Consider the following 20,162-nt stretch of genomic DNA (forward strand, 5'->3'; position numbering starts at 1 on the left):
GCCGGGCACGCCGTTCCCCGCGCCCCTGACGAGACTCGAGCGGTGTCGCCGCATGCGAGTTTCGTCGAGGCCGGGCACGCCGTTCCCCGCGCCCCCGACGAGACTCGAGCGGTGTCGCCGCATGCGAGTTTCGTCGAGGCCGGGCACGCCGTTCCCCGCACCCCCGACGGGACTCGTGCGGTGTCGCCGCGTGCGAGTTTCGTCGTGGCTGGGCAGCGCCGTTCCCCGCACCCCCGACGAGACTCGTGCGGTGTCGCCGCGTGCGAGTTTCGTCGTGGCTGGGCAGCGCCGCTCCCCGCACCCCTGACGGGGGCGCATGCGAGGACACCGCCTGCCGGCCTCATTGACGGGGTGCGGGCATCGGGTCTTGTTCCGCGACTGTGTTGATGGGCTACGAACCCGTCGCCCCCGCCACCGCGGACGACCACGCCCGTAGCGCCTCGTCCACCTGGGTCTCCGTCACCACCAGCGCCGGGATCATCCGGACCACGTTGCCCCAGGGGCCGCACGTGAGGAGCAGGAGGCCCTCGTCCGCTGCCGCCTGCTGGGCCCGGAGGGCGGTCGTCGGGTCGGGGTCGCCGGACGGGGTCGTGAATTCGCTGGCGAGCATCAGGCCGAGGCCTCGTACGTCGCCGATGGCCGGGGTTTTCGCCGCGACGTCCTCCAGGCCGGCCCGCAGCCGCGTGCCCATCGCCGCGGCGTTGGCCACCAGGCCCTCCTCGGCGATGACGTCGAGCGTGGCGACGGCCGCCGCGCAGGCGACCGCGTTGCCGCCGTACGTGCCGCCCTGCGAGCCCGGCCTGGCCTTGTGCATCAGGTCCGCCGGCGCCGCGATGCCCGACAGCGGGAAGCCGCTGGCCAGGCCCTTCGCGGTGATCAGGACGTCGGGCCGTACGTCGAAGTGGTCGTGGCCCCAGAAGCGTCCGGTGCGGCCGACGCCGGTCTGGATCTCGTCGAGGATGAGGAGGATGCCGTGGCGGTCGGCGCGTTCGCGCAGGCCTTGCAGGAAGGCCGTGTTGGCGGGGACGTAGCCGCCTTCGCCGAGGACCGGTTCGATGAGGATCGCCGCCGTGTCGTCGGGGTCGGTGACCGTCTGCAGCAGGTGGTCGAACTCGCGCAGCGCGAACCGCGTGGCCGTCTCCTCGTCCCAGCCGTAGTGGTAGGCGTTCGGGAACGGCGTGATGGCCACGCCCGCCATGAGCGGGCCGAAGCCCGTACGGATCTTGGTGCCGGACGTGGTCAGGGACGCCGCCGCCACGGTCCGGCCGTGGAAGCCGCCGTGCGCGACCACGATGTTGGGCCGCCCCGTGGCCTGCCGGGCGAGCCGCATCGCCGCCTCGACGGCCTCGCTTCCCGAGTTCACGAAGAACAGGCTGTCGAGGCCCGTGGGCAGCACGTCGCCGAGCTTCTCGACGAGGCGTTGCAGCGGCTGGTGCATGACGGTCGTGTACTGGCCGTGGATGAGGGTGGCCACCTGTTCCTGCGCGGCGGCGACGACGCGGGGATGACAGTGGCCGGTGCTGGTGACCCCGATCCCGGCGGTGAAGTCCAGATAGCGACGGCCGTCGATGCCGTAGAGGTGGACGCCTTCCCCGCGCTGCGCGACGACGGGGGTGGCCTGGCGCAGATGCTCGGACAGTTGGGTCATGCCCTCCACCCTCAGTCCCGGGCCGAAGAGGCGTCAATGGGGCATGTGTGACGAACTCCGGCCACGTCCGCGGCGCCTCCGCTCCTTCAATTGGCAGGAGTTCTACGTAATTTCGGTCCGGGCGGGCTTCCCAAGCCCTCGGAGTTATGCAACAGTCCTGCGCAACCCGACCGACCGGCGCTCGGAGGGAAACAGGCCATGGCGGTGCACAACGGGGCTCGCGGGCACGACCTCGCGGCGCTGCGCGGTCTCAACACGGCCGTGGTGCTGCGGGCGTTGCGGCAGGAGAGCCCCCGGACCGTGAGCGGTCTCGCCACCGCGACGGGGCTGTCCCGGCCGACGGTCGAGGCGCTCGTGGAGGAGCTGGCCGGGCAGGGCTGGATCGCCGAGACGGACGCCCCGGCGGCCGGGCGCGCGCCGGGGCGGCCCGCGCGCCGGTTCCGGTTCCGTGCCGAGGCCGGGCACGTGATCGGGGTCGACATCGGGCTCCGGAAGCTGGTGCTGCTCCTCGCCCGGCTCGACGGCGAGGTCGTCGCGCGTCAACGTGAGGATTTTCCGGCGGAGTTGACGGGCACCGAACGCATCGAGCTGCTGCGCGGCCGCCTGCGCCGCTTCCTGGCGGACCAGTGCCTCGGCCCGGACGACGTGTGGTCGATGGGCATCGGCGTGCCGGGCATGGTCGACGACACCGGGCGGATCCGCTCGGTGATCGTGCCGGAGTGGACCGACCTGGACCTGGCGCGACGCCTCGCCGACGACATCCCCTGCCGCGTCTTCGTGGAGAACGACGTGAACCTCGCCGTGCTGGCCGAGCACTGGCGGGGCGCGGCTGTGCTGGCGGACGACGTGGCGTGCGTGCTCGTGGGGCGGCGCATCTCGTGCGGCCTGATGATCGACGGCCGGCTGCACCGGGGGCGCCGCGGCGGCGCGGGCGAGCTGGGCATCCTGCCGCAACTCGGCCTGGACGAGGCCGCGAAGGCCCTCTCATGGGACAAGGAGCGGCTGCCCGCGGAGTCGGGGACGGACGCGCTCGCGCGGGCCGTGCGCGCCGGCGACCCCGGGGCCCTCGACGTCCTCGACCGGTACCTGGCCGGGGTCGCCCCCGGCATCGCGGCGCTCGTCCTCGCGCTCGACCCCGAACTCCTGGTGCTGTCCGGGGCGTTGGCCCCGGTCGGCGCTCCGCTCGGGCCGCTCCTCACCGAGCACCTGCGCCCCCTGACCCTGCACGTGCCGCGCATCGCGGTCAGCACCCTCGGCCGCGAGGGTGTGGCCCTGGGAGCGGTGCGCCGCGCCCTGGACGCCGTCGAGGCTCACCTCCCCCATTCGGCGGGCCCCTTGAAGCTGCCCGCTCCGCACTGACCCCCTCTCCCTCTCCATCCCCACTCTCCTCCTATCGACCGGAGACGCGTATGCGCAGGAGAACGCTTCTCGCCGGTGCGCTCGCGGCGGCGCCGCTCGCCACCGGCTGCAGCAGCGGCGGCGGAGCTTCCGACACCGCCTCGGCGCGTGGCCACACCACCCTCTCGTACGGCATCTGGGACGTCACCCAGGCCCCGGTGCTGCAGCAGATCATCGATGCCTTCGAGCGCGACAACCCCGGGATATCCGTGGAGATCCAGCTCACGCCCTGGTCCTCGTACTGGACGACGCTGCGCACGTCGATGCGCGGCGGCACCGCGCCGGACGTGTTCTGGATGAACGCGGTGAACATCCAGCTGTACGCGGCGAACGGCGCGCTGGAGCCGCTGAGCGAGCACATCGCCCGGGACCGCACCCCGGTCGGCAAGCACCCCGACGCGCTCGTCGACATCTACGCGTACGAGGGCAAGCAGTACGGGCTGCCGAAGGACTTCGACACCATCGGGCTCTGGTACAACAAGGCGCTCTTCGACAAGGCGGGGATCAAGTACCCGGATGACACGTGGACTTGGGACGATCTGCGGGACGCCGCGCACGAGCTGACGAATCCGGGGAAGCGGGTCTACGGGATCGCCGCCGAGATGGACCGGCAGGCGAAGTTCTATCCGACGGTGTTCGGCGCCGGCGGGTATGTGCTGCGCGACGGACGCTCCGGGTTCGCCGATCCGCGGTCCGTCGAGGGCCTGCGGTTCTGGACGGACCTGGTGGACAGGGGCTGGTCGCCGCCGCAGAGCGCCATGTCGGAGGTGCGGGCCCGCAATCTGTTCCTGTCGGAGCAGGTGGCGATGAACTACGACCTCTCCGCGATGGCGGCGCTCATGTACACCGGGCCCGCCATCAAGGACCACGGCGGTGTCGCCGTGCTGCCGAAGGGCCGCGAGCGCGCCACTGTCATCCACGGGCTCGCGAACGTCGTGAGTGCCAAGTCCCGCAAGAAGCAGGCGGCGTGGAAGTTCGTGGACTTCATGGCACGGCGCGAGGCGGCGGAGATCCAGGCCAAGGGCGGCATCACCATCTCCTCGTACGAGGGGACGCAGGGCGCCTGGCTGAAGTCGATGCCGGAGTTCGACCTGAAGTACTTCGTCGAGATGCTCGACTACGCGGTCCCGTACCCGAGTTCACGCAACACGGCCGTCTGGGAGGACCAGGAGTATCTGCTGCTCGGTGCTCCGTTCAGCGGCAAGGGCGGTGTCGAGCAGGCGGCGCGGACGCTGGCGAAACAGATGGACCGGGCACTCGTCGAGGAGGACAAGTAATGGCTGTGTTCCCGTCGACGGCCGCCGCGGAGGCGGACGGCCGGATCAGGAAACCGCGCTCGAAGGCCGGACCCGACGGTGTCACGCGCGGCCCGAACTCCCGTACGCAGAAGGCCGCTTATGTCTTCATCGCGCCGATCGGCCTCGGTTTCCTGGTGTTCTACATCGGGCCGATGATCCAGACGTTCGGCTTCAGCTTCACCCACTTCGGGCCGTTCGGCGGCAACACCTGGACCGGCGGCGACAACTACGCGCGGGTCGTCAAGGACGTCACGGTGTGGCGGGCCGTCGGCAACACGCTGCTGTACGGAGCGATCGGCCTGGTCACCCTGCCGCTCTCGATCACGGTGGCGGCACTCCTCAACCGGCGCGGACTGCGCGGCGTGGGCGTCTACCGCGCCCTGTACTTCCTCCCGTTCGTCACGCTGCCGGTCGCGGTGGGTCTCGTCTGGAACTGGCTCTACAACGGCAACTTCGGCCTCCTGAACGAGATGTTGTCGTGGTTCGGCGTCTCCCGGCACTTCTGGGCCTCGGATCCGTCGACCGCGCTGTGGGCGATCGGCGTCGTCTCCGTGTGGCAGAGCGTCGGCTACTACTTGATCATCTTCATCGCGGGGATCAAGGGCATTCCGCAGGACTACTACGAGGCGGCCGAGCTGGACGGCGCGGGGCCTGTGCGGCGCTTCTTCACGATCACGCTGCCGCTGCTGACCCCGAGCATCTTCTTCGCGGCCATCATCTGCGTGATCAACTCGCTCCAGATGTTCGACCTGATCTACGTGATGATGAGCCCGACGAACCCGGCGCTCGGCTCCACGCAATCGGTCGTGAGCCTCTTCTACCAGTGGGCGTTCCAGCAGAACAACCAGGGCGCGGCGGCGGCCCTCGCGTTCCTCCTGATGCTGCTCACCGCAGCCCTGACCTACCTCCAGTTCCGGCTGCAGAAGAAGTGGGTGCACTATGCGTGAACGGCTGCGTCGCGTGGACGGCGGCGCCGTCGCCACGCATCTCCTCCTGTCGCTCGGCGCGCTCGTCATGGTCTTCCCGTTCCTGTGGCAGCTCCTCACGGCGTTGAAGACGCTGCCGGAAGCCGTGCACGTACCGACGACGTTCTTTCCCGAGCGGTGGAACTGGGCGGCGTTCCATGACGTGTTCACCGCGATGCCCTATGGCGAGATGCTCGGCAACAGCGTCATCAACACGGTCGGACGCACCGTAGGCCAGCTGGTGTTCTGCTCGCTCGCCGCGTACGCCTTCGCCCGGATGCGGTTCCGCGGCAAGAACGTGCTGTTCGCCCTCTTCCTGTCCGTGCTGCTCGTCCCGTCCTCGCTGCTGATCCTGCCGCAATACGACATCATCCAGCGGCTCGGCCTGCTGAACTCGCCGCCCGCGCTGTTCCTGCCCGGCATGTTCAGCGCGTTCGGCACGTTCATGCTGCGCCAGTTCTTCCTGTCCCTGCCACAGGAGTTGGAGGAGGCGGCCCGCATCGACGGCGCGGGCCCGTTCCGCATCTTCTGGTCGATCATGCTGCCGCTGATCCGGCCGGCGCTCGCCGCGCTCGCGGTGATCACGGCGATGTGGTCGTGGAACGACCTGCTGTGGCCGCTGGTCGTGAACACCGACCCGGCGAAGATGCCGATCAGCGCCGGACTGACCTCCCTTGAAGGGCAGTTCGAGACCAACTACCCGGTGATGATGGCCGGTTCGCTGATCGCGAGCCTTCCGATGATCCTCCTCTACCTCTTCCTCCAGCGGCACTTCGTGCAGGGCATCGCCCAGAGCGGCACGAAGGGCTGACGTCCCGTACTCCTAGCGAAAGGACCTTCATGGCACGCCTCGACGTGGGTCTGCTCGGCGCCGGCGGCATCGCCCGCGCGCATCTGCCCGCCTGGACGGAGCTCGGCGCACGCGTCACGATCCTGTCCACCGACGGTCAGGCGGAACAACTGGCCGCCCGATACGCGGAGTTCGGCGTCACGTCGGTGAGCAGTCTCGGCGAGCTGCTCGACCGCAGCACGGTCGTGGACGTGTGCACCCCGACGTTCACGCACCGGCGGCTCGCCCTCGACGCGATCGCCGCGGGCAAGCACGTCGTCTGCGAGAAGCCGCTCGCGCTGACCGTCGACGAGGCCCAGCACATGGTGGACGCGGCCGAGGCGGCGGGGGTACTGCTGTTCCCGGCACACGTCGTGCGCTACTTCCCCGCGTACGCGGCGCTCGCCGAGGCCGTCGCGGCGGGCGGCATCGGCGCGCCCGCCGTCCTGCGGTTCACCCGCTCGGGCCGCTACCCGGTGTGGGCGCCGTGGTTCTCCGACCCGGCACTGTCCGGGGGCATCCTGGTCGACCAGATGATCCACGACCTCGACTTCGCACGTCTTCTCGCGGGTGAGGTCGTCCGGGTCCACGCGCAGGTCCGCGGCCGCCAGGAGCCGGGCGCGGCCGACGGGGACGTGGCGACGGGCACGGCCGTGCTCACCCACGCGTCCGGCGCGGTCAGCCACGTCCTCGGCGTGTGGGGCCTCCCGGACCTCCCGTTCCGCACGACGTTCCGCGTGGCCGGACCCGGCGGAATCCTGGAGCACGACTCAACTGCCCACACGGGGTTCCGTGTTCTGGCCCAGGGCGCACGGTCTCTCGGCGAGGGCATCCCCGGCAGCGCGATGACGGAGAGCCCCTATCTGACGGAGCTGCGGGAGTTCGCGGCCGCCGTCACCGGCGGGCCCGCGCCCCGGGTGTCGGCGCGCGACGGCGTCGAGGCCGTCCGTATCGCGGCAGCGGCCGCCGAGTCCGCGCGCACCGGAGAACCCGTCGAACCGAAGCCGACCGAGGAGGCCGGACTGTGAAGGGCATGCGGGGCGTGAAGGTCGGGGTGTTGTCGTTCGCGCACGTCCACGCGGGCGGGTTCGCCCGCCTGCTCGCCGCCATGGACGGGGTGGAGGTTCTGGCGGCCGACCCGGACACGGATCTGGCGGCGCCGGGCGAGGTCCGCGGCAAGGACTTCGCGGACCAGCTGGGCGTGAACTACGTAGACACATATGAGGAGTTGTTCGCCTGGGGGCCCGACAAGGTGGTGATCTGCTCCGAGAACGTGCGGCACCGCCCCCTGGTCGAACTCGCCGCCGCGCACGGCGTGGACGTGCTGTGCGAGAAGCCCCTCGCCACCACGCCCGAGGACGGCGCGGCCATGGTCGAGGCGTGCCGGGCGGCCGGGGTGCGGCTGGCGGTGGCGCACCCGGTGCGGTTCAGCCCCGCCTATCTCGCGGTGCGCGACGCGGTGCGCGCGGGCACGGCGGGCGAGGTGCTCGCGGTGTCCGGCACGAACAACGGCTACATGCCGGGCGCGCGGCGCCGCTGGTTCGTCGACCCCGAACTCGCGGGCGGCGGCGCCCTGATGGACCACACGGTGCACATCGCGGACCTCCTCGACGACCTGCTCGGCGGCGTCCCCGCGGCTTCCGTCTACGCGCAGACCAACAACGTCCTGTACGAGGGCGAGGTCCCTGTCGAGACGGCGGGCCTGCTCACCCTCACGTACGCGAACGGGGCCGTGGCCACGATCGACTGCAGCTGGAGCCAGCCGCGGCACCACCCGGCGTGGGGCGGCCTCGCGATGCAGGTGATCGGCGACCGGGCGACCCTGGAGATGGACGCCTTCGACCAGAAGGTGCACGGCTTCAGCGAGACATCGCGCTCCGGGGTCGAACTCCCCTACGGGGTCGACCTGGACGCGCTGATGCTGCGCGCGTTCCTCTTCGGGGACGACACCGGCCCGATCGGGGTGACGGACGGCGAGGCCGGGGTGCGGGCCCTGCGGATCGTGGCGGCCGCCTACGAGTCGGCGCGGGTGGGGCGCACGGTGGCCGTGAGGTAGCGGAGGCAGGCCGGCGGGGGGCCGGTGGCCCGAGGGACGCCCTTGTGGCGGCGGAGCGGTCCCGCGTGCGGCAGGATGGCCCGGCGTGCGGCGCTCCGGTGGCCGCGCCGGCCCCACCCCCTACCGAGCAGGTGCACGTGACGAAACATCACATACCCGTCCCCATCGCAGCGTTGTGTGCGGGAGGCGTCCGATGACTCGCGGACTCGAACTCCACGACCTGATCATCGCGGGCGTCGCGCTCGTCGTGGGGCTGCTGGCCGGGCTGCTCCTGCGGATCCTGCTGCGCTGGCTCGGCGAGCGGGCCAGCCGGACGCGCTGGGGCGGCGACGATGTGCTCGTCGACGCGCTGCGCACGCTCGTCCCGTGGGCCGCCGTCGCCGCGGGCGCGGCGGTGGCGGCCGAGGCGCTGCCGCTGACCGTCCGCACCGGGCGCAATGTGAACATGGCGCTGACGGCGTTCGTCATCGTCGCGGCGACGCTCACTGCCGCCCGCATCGTCACCGGACTCGTCCGGGCGGTGGCGCAGTCCCGCGCGGCGGTGGCCGGTTCGGCGACGATCTTCGTGAACATCACGCGGGTCGTGGTCCTCGCGATGGGCTTCCTGGTCGTCCTGCAGACGCTCGGGATCTCCATCGCGCCGCTGCTCACCGCGCTGGGCGTGGGCGGTCTCGCGGTGGCGCTCGCCCTCCAGGACACGCTCGCCAACCTCTTCGCGGGCGTGCACATCCTGGCGTCGAAGACGGTGCAGCCGGGCGACTACATCCGGCTCAGCAGCGGTGAGGAGGGGTATGTCGTCGACATCAACTGGCGCAACACCGTGGTGCGGCAGCTCTCCAACAACCTCGTGATCATCCCGAACACCCAGCTCTCGGGCACGAACATGACCAACTTCAGCCGCCCCGAGCAGGAGATGACGCTGCTCGTGCAGGCGGGAGTCGGCTACGACAGCGACCTGGAGCACGTAGAGCGCGTGACCGTCGAGGTCGTCGCGGAGGTCATGAAGGACGTCGAGGGTGCGATGCCGGAGCACGAACCGGCCGTCCGCTTCCACACGTTCGGGGATTCGCGGATCAGCTTCACGGTGATCCTCGGCGTCGGCGAGTTCAGCGACCAGTACCGGATCAAGCACGAGTTCATCAAACGGCTGCACCGGCGCTTCCGCGAGGAGGGCATCCGCATCCCGGCGCCGACGCGGACGGTGGCCCTGTCGCAGGGCAGCGCGCCGGTCGTCATCCCGCACCAGCGGGACGCGTCGGACAGCCCTTCGATCACGCCGGTCATGTAGTCCGGTGGCTCAGGCGCGGCACTCGGCCAGTACCTCCCCGATGACGCGCTCGGCGGTCCGCGCCATGAACGGGTTCGACTCCCGGTAGTACACGAGTTCGTGGGCCGCGATGGTCAGGGCCCAGCCCCGCCCGCGCGCCCAGGCGTCCGCGTCCGCTCCGAGAGACGCGCGGAAGACCTGGCGGGCCCCGGCGTCCAGGACGTACCAGGCGACGATGAGGTCGACGGCCGGATCGCCGGTGCCCATGCACTCGAAGTCGATGACGGCACTGAGCCGGCCGTCGTCGACCAGGAGATTCCCGGGTTGCAGATCGGCGTGCAGCCACACATCGGGGAGCGGGCCGCGCGGGGCGCGCACGGCGGCGTCCCAGACGGCGAGGGCCGCGTCGGAGTCGATCGCGCCGGCCAGGCGTCCCAGTACCTCGCGGGTGTCGCTGTCCCGTCCGGTGAGCGGGCGGCCCCGGTAGGCCACGGGGGCGCCCGCGGTCTCGATCCGTCGGAGTGCGGCGACGAACGCGGCCAGGTCCCCGGCCAGCGCCTCCGGCTCCGCCAGGCTCCCCACGACCGGGATCGCGCCGGGCAGCCAGCGGTGCACCGCCCACGGAAAGGGGAACCCGTGCCCCGGCTTCCCCTCGGCGACGGGCTCGGGCACGGCGACCGGCAGCCGCGCGGCCAGGAACGGCATCCACCGGCTCCCGCCCGCCGGGTCCGGAACCGACCCGCGTACGCGCGGCAGCCGGATGACGTACGCGTCGCCGAGCCGGTACAGGACGTTCGACGTGCCGTGCGACTCGACGTGCCGCAGGGGCAGCGCCGCCCACCGTGGGAACTGCTCGTCGACCAGCGCGCGGACGAGCGCCTCGTCGATGTCGGCCTCGTCGGAATGCAGCTTGCGAACGCCCATGGTCGTCTTTTCGCCTTTCCAGGCGGGGATCTGCGGGGATCGTCAACGCCGCGCGAGCGTATCCGGCACCGATCCTGCGGTGCACGGCGTTTTCTGCGGCGCCGGGCCTCAGGGCCGTACGCTCTCCAGTGCCCGCCCCGTCGTGCGCGGCCCGAGGAGTGCCACGTCCAGGCAGAGCAGCGCCATGAGGACGGCGCACCCGGCGAACATCCCGGTCGCGCCGAACGCGTCGAGGACCGCGAGGCCCACGAAGGGCAGGACGCCGCCGGTGAGCCGGGACAGCGAGTACGCGATGCCGACGGCGCTGCCGCGCATCGCGGTGGGGAACAGTTCGGCCTGGTAGACGTGGAAGGCGTTGGAGAAGATGTTCTGGGTGAGCGTCATGAGGACGCCCGCCGCGACGATCGCCACCGACGACTCCGCGGTGCCGAAGGCGAGGCCGAACACGGCGATCCCCGCGGCCGACGTGATGACCAGTGTCTTGCGCTCGATCCGTTCGATGAACAGGATCGAGACGGCGGAGCCGATCGGATAGCCGAGAAAGCTCAGCGCCGTGTACGTCAACGAGTGCACCACGTCGTGGCCCTTGGCCATCAGGACGAGGGGCGCGAGGGAACCGAAGCCGTAGTAGCCGACGGTCTGCAACACCTGGAAGATCCAGAGCATCACGGTGCTACGAAGGTAGGGCGGCCGGAAAAGTTCCCGCACGGGTACGACAGTCTCGGTCTGCGTCGGCTGTGGTGCGGGCGGCGGCAGTTGGGCCGCGGGAGGCGGAGTGAGCCCGGCGCCGCGCTCCACGTCGGCGACGATCCGGTCCGCCTCGGCGTGCCGTCCCTGGGCGCTCAGCCAGCGCGGCGACTCGGGCAGGGAGCGACGCAGCACCCAGACGAACGCCGCGCCGAGGCCGCCGAAGATCAGCAGCCACCGCCAGCCGTCGATCAGCAGCTCCCGTTCGGCGACGAGCTGTCCGCCGAGCAGGGCGGCGACCGGCGCGCCGCAGAAGCCGAGGGTGTACGCGACGGCGATGAAGCGCCCGCGGACCGCGCCGGGCAGCAGTTCACTGACGTACGTGTCGACGAGCGGGAGTTCGGCGCCGAGGAAGACGCCGGCGACGACGCGCAGCACGATCAGCCACGTCAGGTCGGGGGCGAAGGCCGCGAGCAGCGAACTGACGCTGTAGCCCGCGAGGTTGAGCATGAACAGCGGGCGCCGGCCGAAGCGGTCAGCCGCCCTGCCGAGCAGCACCGCCCCCGCGAACATGCCGAAGAAGGGCGCACCGACGAGCAGCGCCTTGCCGTCCGAGTCCAACTGCCACTGCTCGGTGAGCACGCCGCCGAGGAACACCTCGTACAGGTCGAAGAAGGTGGCCAGTCCGGCGAGCAGGGTGATCCGCCAGTGCCACGCGCTGACGGGCACGGCGTCCAGGCGCGCGGCGACGGTGAGCCGGGCGGGCCCGTCCACGCCCGCCGCCGCGCCGTCGTCAGGTGTCGCCTCAACCGCCCCGCCGGACATGCCCGTTCCCGTCCCTCCGCTGTAACCGATGGTTCAACCGCCGTTTTAACTGCTGCTTACATGCATGCTGCCATGAGGGGCGCCACGCACCGGCCGCCTCCACGATCCCTCCTCGGGACTGACGTATCACTGACCCCATGTGCCACTACTGCGAATGCCGGGACATTCCCCTCATCAAAGAGTTCATCGCCGAGCACGAGCGGGTCACGGACGCCGCGGGAGACGCGCTGCGGGCTCTCGTCCGCGGGGACCCGGAGCGGGCACGTGCCCTCGTGGACCGGATGGCCGAGGAACTCGCGGCGCACTGGCGCGGCGAGGAGGACGGCCTGTTCCGGGTGATGCGCGAGGACCCCGAGTACGCGGACTACATCGCGGCCCTGGTGACGGAGCACCGCGAACTGGCCGCGCTGCTCCCCGCGTTGGACCTGACGGACCCCGACGACGTGCGCGCCTTCGCCGAGGCGGCGCACGAACTGCACCGGCACATCGCGAAGGAGGAGGACGGTCTGTTCCCGGCGTCGCTGACCGCGCTGTCGGGGGACGACTGGGACGCGTCCATGGCGGCCTGGCGCGCGGCACACCCCGGGTGAGGGGCGCGGCGGGAAACCCGGGAACGACTGCGGGGCCGCCTCAGATCTCTCTGAAACAGCCCCACGACCCGCGACTTCATTAAGTCGGGACGACAGGATTTGAACCTGCGACCCCTTGACCCCCAGTCAAGTGCGCTACCAAGCTGCGCCACGTCCCGATGTCGGCTGCCTTCCGGAGTCCCGTCCGGCGGCGACAGACAGAACGATACCCCAAGCTCACGGGTGGTTTGAAACCGATTCCGCGGCCGTCGCCGGACGTGGGCGAGAATCGGGCCATGAGCACTTCGCGCAGCGACGGCCGGGACCGCGACGAGGAGGGCCGGGCCCGTAACGCCCGCCCCCGTGACGGTCTCGGCCGTCCCCTCCCCTACGGCACCCCCGGCGTCGAACGCCAGCCGGAGGGCATCGTGCGCACCCCCGCCGAGACCCTCACCGAGGCGCAGGACCTGCTCGACGCGGGCCGCCCCTTCCACGCCCACGAGGTCTTCGAGGACGCCTGGAAATCCGGCCCCGGGTCCGAGCGCGCCCTGTGGCGGGCGCTGGCCCAGGCGGCGGTGGGCCTCACCCACGCGGCGCGCGGCAACGCCAGGGGCGGCGCCCGCCTGCTCCGCCGCGGAGCGGACGGCCTGGCGGCCTGGACGGGCGAGGCCCCGGCGGGCCTGGACACGGAGGGGCTCATCCGCTGGGCGCGCGCCCTCGCGGCCCGGGTGGACCGAGGGGCCCCCGTGGACGCGGCAGGCTCCGCGCCCCGGCTGAGGCGAGCCGCGTAAGGGGCGCGGGCCGTACCGATCAGCGGCGCCGACGCGTCACCGGTCCGGCCCCTACCCGAATGCGCCCCCCGCCGCCCCGGGTGACCCTGCAACAGTGACAGCCACCGATACCTCCCAGCCGACCGCAGAGGCCCCGGCCCAGCCGGTACTGGACAAGCGCCGCCGCAACGTCGTCTTCGTCACGATCATGCTGGGCATGCTGCTCGCCGCCCTGGACCAGACGATCGTCGGCACGGCCCTGCCCACGATCGTCTCGGACCTGGGCGGCGCGGCCCACATGTCGTGGGTGGTGACGGCGTACCTGCTGGCGGAGACGGTCGCCACCGTGCTCGTCGGCAAATTCGGTGACCTGTTCGGGCGCAAGGTGGTCTTCCAGGTCTCGGCGGTCGTCTTCATCACCGGTTCGTTCCTGTGCGGCCTCGCGGGGAACATGACGCTGCTGATCGCCTGGCGGGCGATGCAGGGCATCGGCGCGGGCGGTCTGATGGTGACGGCGATGGCGCTGATCGCGGACGTCATCCCGCTGCGCGAGCGCGGCAAGTACCAGGGTGCGATCGGGGCCGTGTTCGGCGTGGCCACGGTCATCGGGCCGCTCCTCGGCGGACTGTTCACGGACCATCTCACCTGGCGCTGGGCCTTCTACGTCAACGTACCGATCGCGATCATCGTGGTGATCGCCGCGGCGCGCACCATCCCGGTGGTGAAGTCGGCGACGCGGCCGGTGATCGACTACCTGGGCATCGCGCTGGTCGCGATCGGCGCGAGCGCGCTGATCCTCGCCACGAGCTGGGGCGGCAACCAGTACGCGTGGGGCTCGGCCACCATCATCGGCCTGTTCGCGGGCGGCATCGTCGCGCTCGGCCTGTTCTGCTGGGTGGAGTCGCGCGCGGCCGAACCTATGCTGCCGATGCGGCTCTTCGGCAATCCCGTCTTCACGGTCTGCTCGATCCTCAGTTTCATCGTGGGCTTCGCGATGCTGGGCGCGATGACGTTCCTGCCGACGTATCTGCAGTACGTCGACGGGGACTCGGCCACGATCTCCGGCGTGCGGACGCTGCCCATGGTGATCGGCCTGCTGATCGCGTCGGTCTTCTCCGGCAACGTGGTCAGTAAAACCGGCAAGTACCGGATCTTCCCGATCGTCGGTTCGCTCGTCATGGCGCTCGGCCTGTATCTCCTTTCCTTGATGGGGAGTTCGTCGGGCATCTGGCTCGAATCGCTGTACATGTTCGTGCTCGGCGTCGGCATCGGCCTGTGCATGCAGGTGCTGACGATCGCCGTGCAGAACACCGTCGAGTACGCGGATCTGGGCACGGCGACCTCGGGCGTCACGTTCTTCCGTACGCTCGGCAGCTCCTTCGGGACGGCAGTCTTCGGCACGATCTACGCCAACACGCTCAAGCCGAATCTGGCGGACGGGGTGGCCGAGGCCGCCAGGGCCGGTACGGGGATCGACCCGGCGGCGCTGGCGAAGGCCGCGCAGAATCCGGAGGGTCTGCACGCGCTGCCGGCCGCCGCGCGGGCGCCGATCGTCGAGGCGTACGCGGACTCGCTGCACACGGTGTTCCTGTGGACGGTGCCGGTGGCCGTGATCGGGTTCCTGGTGGCGCTCTTCCTCAAGCAGGTGCAACTGCGCGACAGCGCGCGGATGGGCTCCTCCGACATGGGCGAGGGCTTCGCGCAGCCGACCACCGGCGATCCGGCGCATCTGCTGGAGCGGACCGTCGGCACCATCGTGAAGACGACGGACCTGGAGACCGCCCGGCGGATCCTCACGGCCTCCGACACCCGGCTCGACATCGCGGGGGCCTGGGCGGTGATGCAGGTGGAGTTCTTCACGCGGATGGTCGGGCACGCGAGCCTCGGCATGATCTCGGCACGGCGCATGCTGCCGCCGGAGGTCCTGGTGCCGGTGTTCCAGCGCATGGTCGACGAGGGCTATCTGTCGCGTACGGGCTCGTACTTCTCGCACACGGAGGCGGGCCGCAGGGAGGCCGGTGTCATCAACCAGGCCTGGGGCGAGTGGCTGGCGGACAAGGTCGAGGCGGATCTGGGCCGGCCGCCGGGCGAGGATCTGCGGGCGGCGGTCGACACGATCGCGAAGCGGCTGCTCGCGGAGGATCTGGAGCAGGGGCTGCCGCACCAGCCGGGTTCCGACCGCACGCTCAGCCCTACGTAGCACCGCCCTACGTAGGTCAGCGCAACAGGAGCTGCAGGCCGCCGAGGATCGTGGCCGCGATGACCAGGCGCTCGAACAATCGCTGGTTGATACGGGTCACAGCCCATTTGCCGAGCAGCGCGCCCGGCACGACGAATGCGACGAGGGCCGCGTCGAGGAGCAGCGAGCGGCCGTCGATGAGGCCGAGGCCCACGCTGAACGGCACCTTCGCGGAGTTCACGATGAGGAAGAACCACGCGGAGGTGCCGAGGAAGCCAAGCTTCCGGAAGCCCGCGGAGAGCAGGTACATCGACATCACGGGGCCGCCCGCGTTGGCGACCATCGTGGTGAAGCCACCGAGCACTCCATAGGAGCCCGCTTTGACCCGGGCCGCTCGGGTCGCCGTCTCCTCGGCCTCGGGGGCTCCTGCCTTCCGGCGCCGCCAGAGGGTGACCGCGGCCATCAGCAGCAGGATCGCGCCGATGGACGTGCGCACGGCCCCGTCGCCGGCGAAGGCGAGGAAGACCGTGCCGAGCACCACTCCCCCGGCGACGGCGGGGAACAGCCGCCACAGGGTGGGCCAGTGGGCGTGCCGCCGGTAGGTGAGGACGGCGAGGATGTCGCCGCAGATCAGGATCGGCAGCAGCACGCCGGTCGAGGCGCGGGCGGGCAGGATCGCGGCGAAGACGGCGAGGCTGACCGTGTTGGCGCCGCTGACGGCGGTCTTGGAGAAGCCCACCAGCAGTGCCGCGGCGGCCAGGGCGGTGAAGCCCCAGGCGGTGATCCCGAATATGTCGTGCATAGCGGGCCGATGGTAGACCCACCTATTCGGCGCGCGTCAGGGGCACCACATGGTGATACGCGTTGCCTCGTGCCTACGTAGGACAGGTCCTAGCTGCCCGCATACGTAGCCCGCAGTTCGCGCTTGAGGATCTTCATGCTGGGGCCGAGCGGCAGTTGGTCGGTGAACTCGATGCGGCGCGGGTACTTGTGTTTGCCGAGGTGATCCTTGGACCAGGCGGTGAGTTCCGCCGCGTCCAGTTCGGTGCCGGGCTTCAGGACGATCACCGCGCAGACCTCTTCGCCGTGCACGTCGTCGGGCAGGCCGATGACCGCGGCGTGGCCGATGGCGGGGTGGCGCATCAGGACCTCCTCGACCTCGCGCGGGTACACGTTGTAGCCGCCGCGGATGATGATGTCCTTCTTCCGGTCGACGATGCGCAGATAGCCGTCCTCGTCCTTGGTGCCGAGGTCGCCGGTGCGGAACCAGCCGTCGACCAGGGCCTCGGCGGTCGCCTCGGGACGGCCCAGGTAGCCGGTGAAGACACAGTGGCCGCGGACGACGACCTCGCCGAGTTCTCCCGTCGGCAGCAGGTCGACGCGGTCCTCGACCTCGGCGCGCGCGATCTCCACGTCGACGCCCCACAGGGGCTGTCCGATGGTGCCCGGGCGGGCCCCGAACACGGGCTGGTTGGCGGCGGCCGCCGGGGACGTCTCCGAGAGGCCGTAGCCCTCGTAGACGGTCGCGCCGAAGGCCTGCTCGAAGCCCTCCAGGACAGCGACCGGGAGCGAGGCGCCGCCCGAGACGCAGATCTTGAGCTGCGGCAGCTTCTCGGCCCCCGGCGCCGCGGAGAGCAGGTTCACGTACATCGTCGGGACACCGTGGAACGTGTTGACGTTCTCGGTGACCATCAGGTCGATCGCGCGGGCCGCGTCGAAGCGGGGCAGCAGGACGAGGGTCGCGCCCGCCCGCCAGGTCGCGTTCATGGAGACGGTCTGGCCGAACGCGTGGAAGAGCGGCAGCGCGCCGAGCGCGATGTCGTCGGGGTGCACGTCGTGGGCGTCGAATGCGCTGACCGTCGCGTTCATCACCAGGTTGAAGTGGCTGAGTTCGGCGCCCTTGGGGACGCCGGTGGTGCCGCTGGTGTAGAAGATGACGGCCGGGTCGTCGGCCTCGCGCGTGACGTAGGACGCCAACGGCTCGGCGGCTTCGGTCAGTTGCTCCAGCTCACCGGCCGCGCCGAGCGTCACCATGCGCACGCCCGTGGCCTCGGCGGCGGCCGCGCCGACCGCGGCCTGCCCGGGGTGGCACAGGAGCAGAGTCGCTTCGCTGTCCTGAAGGACGTGCCGTACTTCTTCGGCCGACAGCAGCAGGTGTACGGGCACGACGACCGCGCCGGCCGCGAGGGCCGCGTAGTAGGCGCGCGGGAATTCGGCGGTGTTGGGTGCCATCAGGGCGACCCGGTCCCCCGGGCGGACTCCGAGACCGGTCAGGGCCGCGGCCTGCTTGCGGGCCTGCAACCACAACTCCGCGAAGGTGAGGCGCAGTTCACCCTCCACGAGCCCGATCTTGTCGGGGCGGCGCCGCGCGGACTCGGCGAGGATCGCGGCGAGGGACAGGGTTGCCATGGGGTGGTGCTCCGTTCGGTGCTGACTGCTGGTACGGCTCTGGACCAGGTCTCGGCGGTGGAACCGGCTCAGCGGGCGCCGCCGTTGACGTACAGCGTCTGGCCGCTGACGTAAGAGGCGTCGTCGCAGGCGAGGAACGCGACCACCGCGGCGATGTCCTCGGGCTGCCCGACGCGGCCCAGCGGGGTGCGTTCGGCGGCGAGCTTCTGGTGCTCGTCGGCGCTGGAACCGACGCGCTCAGCGGTGGCGGCCGTCATCGCGGTGGCGATGTAACCGGGGGCCACGGCGTTGACGTTGATGTTGAAGCGGCCCAGCTCGATGGCGAGGGTCGCGGTGAAGCCCTGGATTCCGGCCTTGGCCGCGGCGTAGTTGGCCTGGCCGCGGTTGCCGAGCGCGGACCGCGACGACAGGGAGACGATCTTGCCGTACTTCTGTCGCGACATGTACTTCTGCGCGGCCTGCGAGCAGGTGTAGACGCTGTTCAGGTTGACGTTGATGACGGCGTCCCAGTCGGTCTTCGGCATCTTGAAGAACATGCCGTCGCGGGTGATGCCCGCGTTGTTGACGAGGATGTGCAGGCCGCCGAGGTCCTCGTGGAGTTGCGCGAAGGTGGCTTCGACGGCGTCCTGGTCGGTCACGTCGCAGCCGTAGGCGCGGGCCGTGCCGCCCTTCGCCTCGATCGCGTCCACGGTGCCCTGCGCGCGCTCGGCGGTGAGGTCGACGACGGCGACGGTCGCGCCCTCCTCGGCGAGCCGCATCGCGGTGGCGGCGCCGATGCCCTGGGCGGCGCCGGTGACGACGGCGACACGGCCGGTGAACCTGCTCATCTTTTCTCGGCTTCCTTGAGTTGCTTGCGTGGAAAGGGAGTTCAGCCGCGCTCGACGAGTACGGCGCTGCCCTGGCCGACGCCGACACACATGGTGGCGAGGCCGCGGGTGGCGCCGGTGCGGCGCAGCCGGTGCAGCAGGGTGGTGAGGATGCGGGCGCCGGAGCAGCCGAGGGGATGGCCGAGCGCGATGGCGCCGCCGGTGGGATTGACGAGCTCAGGGTCGATACCGAGGCCGTCGACGCAGGCGAGGGCCTGCGCGGCGAAGGCCTCGTTGAACTCGGCCTCCGCGATGTCGTCGATCGACCAGCCGACGCGGCCGAGCGCCTTCTGCGTGGCGGGCACCGGGCCGATGCCCATGACGTCGGGGTGGACGCCGGCCGAGGCTCCGGCGACGTAGCGGCCGAGGGATTCCAGGCCCAGGTCGTGCAGGACTTCCTCGCTGACGAGGAGCAGTCCCGCGGCGCCGTCGTTCATCGGGGAGGCGTTGCCCGCGGTGACCGAACCGCCCTTGCGGAACACGGGCTTGAGGCCGCCCAGCTTCTCCAGGGACGTATGGGGGCGGATGCACTCGTCGGCGTCGACGACGACGCCGTCGGGGCGCGTGACCGGGAGGAGTTCGGCGTCGAACAGGCCGTCCTTGCGGGCGGCGGCGGCCCGCTGATGGCTGCGCAGCGCGAACGCGTCCTGCCGCTCGCGCGAGACCTCGTACCGGTCGGCGACCTCCTCCGCGGTCTCGCCCATCGCGAGGACGCCGTGCAGCTCCTGCATCTTCGGGTTGACCAGGCGCCAGCCCAGGCGGGTGTCGTACGTCTGCATCGCGTGCGGCAGCGCCTCCTCGGGGCGGGGCAGCAGGAAGGGGGCGCGGCTCATAGACTCGGAGCCGCCCGCGAGCACGATGTCGGCCTCGCCCGCGGCGATGGTGCGGGCCGCGGTGGTGACGGCCTCCAGGCCGGAGGCGCAGAGCCGGTTCACGGTCGCGCCGGGCACCGATTCGGGCAGGCCGGCGAGGAGGGCGGCCATCCGCGCGACGTTGCGGTTGTCCTCGCCGGCCTGGTTGGCGGCGCCCCAGTAGATGTCGTCGATCCGGGCCGGGTCGAGCCCGGGCGCGTCCGCCAGTACGCCCCGCATCACGGTCGCCGCGAGGTCGTCGGGGCGGATGACGGAGAGGGCTCCGCGCAGCTTTCCGATCGGGGTGCGGCGGGCGGCGGCGAAGTGGACGGGGCGCACGGTCAGCTCCAAGGGACAGCGGTAAATTAGCACTGCTAGTTTTGGACTATAGACCCGGGCCGCGGGCACTGTGAAGAGGCACAGGGGAGCAATCACCCGAGCGATCACCCGGTGAGCAAAAGGGGACATGCCGTGATCAAAGAGGTGAGCGCGGTTCCACATCTCAGGGCTGGCCCTGATGTCCCGGCACCCCGTCCCGCCTACATTGGAAGTCCGGCACCGCTCCGCAGACGATGTACGGGGGCCACGGGGGAAAACGGGGGACGACGTCGTCTCCGGAGC

Annotated in this window: 17 protein-coding genes and 1 tRNA gene; 10 read left to right on the forward strand and 8 right to left on the reverse strand. The window is 71.0% G+C overall.

Annotation, left to right across the window (positions count from 1 at the left end):
* Positions 1-391 precede the first annotated feature (391 nt).
* Entirely contained in the window at positions 392-1,648 is a 1,257-nt protein-coding gene (locus AB0J02_RS21520; RefSeq protein WP_363195329.1) for an aminotransferase class III-fold pyridoxal phosphate-dependent enzyme, read from the reverse strand.
* Between the two features lie 198 nt (positions 1,649-1,846).
* Here AB0J02_RS21520 and AB0J02_RS21525 point away from each other — a divergent pair, with 198 nt between their 5' ends.
* From AB0J02_RS21525 to AB0J02_RS21555, 7 genes are all read left to right on the forward strand, one after another.
* Positions 1,847-3,007 carry an ROK family transcriptional regulator gene (locus AB0J02_RS21525; RefSeq protein WP_363195330.1) on the forward strand — a complete coding sequence of 387 codons (1,161 nt, stop codon included), beginning with the start codon at positions 1,847-1,849 and terminating at the stop codon, positions 3,005-3,007.
* 50 nt (positions 3,008-3,057) lie between these two features.
* Positions 3,058-4,323 carry a sugar ABC transporter substrate-binding protein gene (locus tag AB0J02_RS21530; protein WP_363195331.1) on the forward strand — a complete coding sequence of 422 codons (1,266 nt, stop codon included), beginning with the start codon at positions 3,058-3,060 and terminating at the stop codon, positions 4,321-4,323.
* The gene (locus AB0J02_RS21535; protein ID WP_363195332.1) at positions 4,323-5,291 is read left to right on the forward strand and encodes a sugar ABC transporter permease; all 969 of its coding nucleotides are present in this window, start codon (positions 4,323-4,325) and stop codon (positions 5,289-5,291) included. The genes AB0J02_RS21530 and AB0J02_RS21535 overlap by 1 nt, the downstream gene beginning before the upstream one ends.
* On the forward strand, positions 5,284-6,120 hold the full coding sequence (locus AB0J02_RS21540; RefSeq protein WP_363195333.1) for a carbohydrate ABC transporter permease: 837 nt from the start codon (positions 5,284-5,286) through the stop codon (positions 6,118-6,120). Before AB0J02_RS21535 ends, AB0J02_RS21540 begins: the two co-directional genes overlap by 8 nt.
* A 29-nt stretch (positions 6,121-6,149) precedes the next feature.
* Entirely contained in the window at positions 6,150-7,166 is a 1,017-nt protein-coding gene (locus AB0J02_RS21545) for a Gfo/Idh/MocA family oxidoreductase (RefSeq protein WP_363195334.1), read from the forward strand.
* Between the two features lie 5 nt (positions 7,167-7,171).
* Complete coding sequence (locus AB0J02_RS21550; RefSeq protein WP_363195457.1) at positions 7,172-8,194, forward strand: Gfo/Idh/MocA family oxidoreductase; 1,023 nt, start codon at positions 7,172-7,174, stop codon at positions 8,192-8,194.
* 193 nt (positions 8,195-8,387) lie between these two features.
* Complete coding sequence (locus tag AB0J02_RS21555; RefSeq protein ID WP_363195335.1) at positions 8,388-9,482, forward strand: mechanosensitive ion channel family protein; 1,095 nt, start codon at positions 8,388-8,390, stop codon at positions 9,480-9,482.
* 9 nt (positions 9,483-9,491) lie between these two features.
* Here the strand turns inward: AB0J02_RS21555 and AB0J02_RS21560 are convergent, their stop codons facing one another.
* The gene (locus tag AB0J02_RS21560) at positions 9,492-10,385 is read right to left on the reverse strand and encodes an aminoglycoside phosphotransferase family protein (RefSeq protein WP_363195336.1); all 894 of its coding nucleotides are present in this window, start codon (positions 10,383-10,385) and stop codon (positions 9,492-9,494) included.
* A 108-nt stretch (positions 10,386-10,493) separates the two neighbouring features.
* Positions 10,494-11,897, reverse strand: a complete 1,404-nt coding sequence (locus AB0J02_RS21565) for an MFS transporter (RefSeq protein ID WP_363195337.1) — start codon at positions 11,895-11,897, stop codon at positions 10,494-10,496.
* Between the two features lie 137 nt (positions 11,898-12,034).
* Here AB0J02_RS21565 and AB0J02_RS21570 point away from each other — a divergent pair, with 137 nt between their 5' ends.
* Positions 12,035-12,487, forward strand: a complete 453-nt coding sequence (locus tag AB0J02_RS21570) for a hemerythrin domain-containing protein (protein WP_363195338.1) — start codon at positions 12,035-12,037, stop codon at positions 12,485-12,487.
* An 84-nt stretch (positions 12,488-12,571) separates the two neighbouring features.
* On the opposite strand, the gene AB0J02_RS21575 is transcribed toward AB0J02_RS21570, so the two are convergent.
* Positions 12,572-12,645 (reverse strand) — tRNA-Pro (locus AB0J02_RS21575).
* 117 nt (positions 12,646-12,762) lie between these two features.
* Here AB0J02_RS21575 and AB0J02_RS21580 point away from each other — a divergent pair.
* Both AB0J02_RS21580 and AB0J02_RS21585 read left to right on the forward strand, forming a co-directional pair.
* Positions 12,763-13,257, forward strand: coding sequence for a DUF309 domain-containing protein (locus tag AB0J02_RS21580; protein WP_363195339.1), 495 nt, complete (start codon positions 12,763-12,765; stop codon positions 13,255-13,257).
* 94 nt (positions 13,258-13,351) lie between these two features.
* Positions 13,352-15,436: an MDR family MFS transporter gene (locus tag AB0J02_RS21585; protein WP_363195340.1), complete on the forward strand. Its 2,085-nt coding sequence runs from the start codon at positions 13,352-13,354 to the stop codon at positions 15,434-15,436.
* Positions 15,437-15,452: 16 nt separating this feature from the next.
* Here AB0J02_RS21585 and AB0J02_RS21590 read toward each other — a convergent pair whose 3' ends face one another.
* The 4 genes from AB0J02_RS21590 to AB0J02_RS21605 form a co-directional block, all read right to left on the reverse strand.
* Positions 15,453-16,217 (reverse strand): sulfite exporter TauE/SafE family protein, encoded by a 765-nt coding sequence (locus AB0J02_RS21590; RefSeq protein WP_363195341.1) that lies wholly within the window; start codon positions 16,215-16,217, stop codon positions 15,453-15,455.
* 89 nt (positions 16,218-16,306) lie between these two features.
* The gene (locus AB0J02_RS21595) at positions 16,307-17,824 is read right to left on the reverse strand and encodes a long-chain fatty acid--CoA ligase (protein ID WP_363195342.1); all 1,518 of its coding nucleotides are present in this window, start codon (positions 17,822-17,824) and stop codon (positions 16,307-16,309) included.
* A gap of 68 nt (positions 17,825-17,892) precedes the next feature.
* A complete protein-coding gene (fabG, locus tag AB0J02_RS21600; RefSeq protein ID WP_363195343.1) occupies positions 17,893-18,651 on the reverse strand; it encodes a 3-oxoacyl-ACP reductase FabG in 759 nt (252 codons plus the stop codon).
* A 41-nt stretch (positions 18,652-18,692) separates the two neighbouring features.
* Positions 18,693-19,880 carry a thiolase family protein gene (locus AB0J02_RS21605; RefSeq protein WP_363195458.1) on the reverse strand — a complete coding sequence of 396 codons (1,188 nt, stop codon included), beginning with the start codon at positions 19,878-19,880 and terminating at the stop codon, positions 18,693-18,695.
* Between the last annotated feature and the right edge of the window lie 282 nt (positions 19,881-20,162).

Source organism: Streptomyces sp. NPDC050264 (assembly GCF_040655895.1).
Taxonomy (GTDB): domain Bacteria; phylum Actinomycetota; class Actinomycetes; order Streptomycetales; family Streptomycetaceae; genus Streptomyces.